Below are 3,368 nucleotides of genomic sequence, written 5' to 3'. Positions count from 1 at the left end.
TCAAGGGCTCCGACTGGCTCGGCGACCAGGACGCGATCGAGTTCATGTGCCGCGAGGCGCCCAAGGTCGTCTACGAGCTCGAGCACTTCGGCATGCCGTTCGACCGCAACCCCGACGGCACGATCTACCAGCGCCCCTTCGGCGGCCACACCGCGAACTACGGCGAAAAGCCCGTGCAGCGCGCCTGCGCCGCGGCCGACCGCACCGGCCACGCGATGCTGCACACGCTGTACCAGCAGAACGTCAAGGCGCGCACGCAGTTCTTCGTCGAGTGGATGGCGCTGGATCTGATCCGCGACGCCGAGGGCGACGTGGTCGGCGTCACGGCGCTCGAGATGGAGACCGGCGACGTCCACATCCTGCAGGGCAAGACCGTGCTGCTGGCCACCGGTGGGGCGGGGCGCATCTACGCCGCCAGCACCAATGCGTTCATCAACACCGGCGATGGCCTGGGCATGGCGGCGCGCGCCGGCCTGCCGCTGGAGGACATGGAGTTCTGGCAGTTCCACCCGACCGGCGTGGCCGGTGCCGGTGTGCTGCTGACCGAAGGCTGCCGCGGCGAGGGCGCGATCCTGCGCAACAGCAACGGCGAGCGCTTCATGGAGCGCTACTCGCCGACGCTGAAGGACCTGGCGCCGCGCGACTTCGTGTCGCGCTGCATGGGGCAGGAGATCATCGAAGGGCGGGGCTGCGGCCCGAACAAGGACTACATCGTCCTGGACATGACGCACATCGGCGCGGCCGACATCATGAAGCGCCTGCCCAGCGTCTACGAGATCGGCCACAACTTCGCCAACGTCGACATCACCAAGGAGCCGATTCCGGTGGTGCCGACCATCCACTACCAGATGGGCGGGGTGCCGACCAACATCCATGGCCAGGTGGTGGTGCCGAAGGACGGCAACCCGAACACCATCGTGAACGGCCTGTACGCGGTGGGCGAATGCGCCTGCGTCAGCGTCCACGGCGCCAACCGGCTGGGCACCAACTCGCTGCTGGACCTGCTGGTGTTCGGCCGCGCGGCCGGCAACCACATCGTCGAGTTCGCGCAGAAGAACAAGAACCACAAGGACCTGCCGAAGGACGCGGCAGATCGCTCGCTGGCCCGTCTGGCCCGCCTGGATGGTGCGACCTCCGGTGAGTACGCCCAGGACGTCGCCAACGACATCCGCCAGTCGATGCAGAAGCATGCCGGCGTGTTCCGTACGCAGGCCGCGCTCGACGAGGGGCAGCAGCAGATCGCAGCCATCGCCGAGCGCGTCAAGTCCATCGGCCTGAAGGACAAGTCCAAGGTCTTCAACACCGCGCGCGTCGAGGCACTCGAGGTCGAGAACCTCATCGAGGCCGCGCAGGCCACCATCGTGTCGGCCGCGGCCCGCAAGGAATGCCGCGGCGCCCACCTGGTGCGCGACTACGAGCGGCCGCAGGACGATGCCGAGTTCCCGCTGGGCCGCAACGACCGCGAGTGGATGAAGCACACCCTCTGGTACAGCGAGGGCAACCGGCTCGACTACAAGCCGGTGCAGATGAAGCCGCTGACCACCGAGTCGATCCCGCCCAAGGTCCGGACCTTCTGAGTATTGCCATGGCCGACACCCGCACCTTCCAGATCTACCGTTACGACCCGGACACCGGCGACAAGCCCACCATGCAGACGCTGCAGGTCGAGCTCGACGGCTCGGAGCGCATGCTGCTCGACGCGCTGATGAAGCTCAAGGCGCTGGACCCCACGCTGTCGTTCCGGCGCTCGTGCCGCGAAGGCGTGTGCGGCTCGGACGCCATGAACATCAACGGCAAGAACGGCCTGGCCTGCCTGACCAACCTGCGCAGCCTCCCGGGCACGGTGGTCCTCAAGCCGCTGCCGGGCCTGCCGGTGATCCGCGACCTGATCGTGGACATGACGCAGTTCTTCAAGCAGTACCACTCGATCCAGCCGTATCTCGTCAACGAGGAGACGCCGCCCGAGAAGGAGCGTCTGCAGTCGCCCGAGGAGCGCGACGAGCTCAACGGTCTGTACGAGTGCATCCTGTGCGCCAGCTGTTCGACCAGCTGCCCGAGCTTCTGGTGGAACCCGGACAAGTTCGTCGGTCCGGCGGGTCTGCTGCAGGCCTACCGTTTCATCGCCGACAGTCGCGACCAGGACACCGGCGCGCGCCTCGACAACCTCGAGGACCCGTACCGGCTGTTCCGCTGCCACACGATCATGAACTGCGTCGACGTCTGCCCCAAGGGCCTGAACCCCACCAAGGCGATCGGCAAGATCAAGGAACTGATGGTGCGCCGCGCCGTCTAGGCGGCCTCTGCTCTCCATGGATGTCCAGCCCGACGACCTGCCGCTGAGCGCTGCCGCGATGAACCGGCTGCGCTGGCGCTGCCGGCGCGGCCTGCTGGAGAACGACCTGTTCATCGAGCGCTTCTTCGCTGCCAACGACGGCGCGCTGTCGCAGCGACAGGCGCGCGGGCTCGAGGCGCTGACCGACCTGGCGGACAACGACCTGCTGGACCTGTTGCTGTCCCGCCGGCAGCCGGAAGGCGCGCTCGATCGACCCGATGTCCATCTCGTGCTGGGCCAGCTCCGGGTCCCGTCACAGGCCTGAATCCTGCATCGCTCCCGTCTCCTCCGTCCGTCTCTCGCCATCCGAAAAGCTCTACCGAAGGAACTGCCATGACACCGTCCGACACCAAAGCCACCCTGTCGTTCTCCGATGGCAGCCCGAGCATGGAGCTGCCGATCTACAAGGGCAGCGTCGGCCCGGACGTCATCGACATCCGCAAGCTCTATGCGCAGACCGGCAAGTTCACCTACGACCCGGGCTTCCTGAGCACCGCGGCCTGCCAGTCCGGCATCACCTACATCGACGGCGACAAGGGCGAGCTGCTGTACCGCGGCTATCCGATCGAGCAGCTGGCCGAGCACTGCGACTTCCTCGAGACCTGCTACCTGCTGCTCAACGGCGAGCTGCCGAACGCTGCCGAGAAGGCCAAGTTCACGCGCACCGTCACCCAGCACACGATGGTGAACGAGCAGATGCAGTTCTTCCTGCGCGGCTTTCGCCGCGACGCGCACCCGATGGCGGTGATGACGGGTCTGGTGGGCGGCTTGTCGGCCTTCTATCACGACAGCACCGACGTGCAGAACCCCGAGCATCGGGCCGTCGCCGCGATCCGCCTGATCGCCAAGATGCCGACGCTGGTGGCGATGGCCTACAAGTACTCGATCGGCCAGCCCTACATCTATCCGAAGAACGAGCTGAGCTACACCGAGAACTTCATGCGCATGATGTTCGGCACGCCCTGCGAGGAGTACGTGCAGAACGACGTGCTGGTGCGCGCGATGGACCGCATCTTCATCCTGCACGCCGACCACG

The 3,368-nt window shown here is 66.6% G+C and carries 4 protein-coding genes; all 4 read left to right on the top strand.

Features of this window, described 5'->3' with window-relative positions:
* A partial coding sequence (sdhA, locus tag QZV97_RS20575) for a succinate dehydrogenase flavoprotein subunit (protein WP_295647243.1) occupies positions 1 to 1,577 on the top strand: 1,577 nt, incomplete at its 5' end.
* A gap of 8 nt (positions 1,578 to 1,585) precedes the next feature.
* Positions 1,586 to 2,293: a succinate dehydrogenase iron-sulfur subunit gene (locus tag QZV97_RS20570; protein ID WP_295647241.1), complete on the top strand. Its 708-nt coding sequence runs from the start codon at positions 1,586 to 1,588 to the stop codon at positions 2,291 to 2,293.
* A gap of 16 nt (positions 2,294 to 2,309) precedes the next feature.
* Positions 2,310 to 2,597, top strand: a complete 288-nt coding sequence (locus QZV97_RS20565; RefSeq protein ID WP_295647239.1) for a succinate dehydrogenase assembly factor 2 — start codon at positions 2,310 to 2,312, stop codon at positions 2,595 to 2,597.
* Positions 2,598 to 2,665: 68 nt separating this feature from the next.
* The coding region (locus QZV97_RS20560) for a citrate/2-methylcitrate synthase (RefSeq protein WP_295647237.1) at positions 2,666 to 3,368 on the top strand (703 nt) is incomplete at its 3' end.

Origin of the sequence: uncultured Methylibium sp., from assembly GCF_902826655.1 — a bacterium.
GTDB lineage: Bacteria > Pseudomonadota > Gammaproteobacteria > Burkholderiales > Burkholderiaceae_C > Methylibium.
Note: the sequence above shows the minus strand (reverse complement) of the source record. Positions and strands in the feature narration are given on the sequence as shown.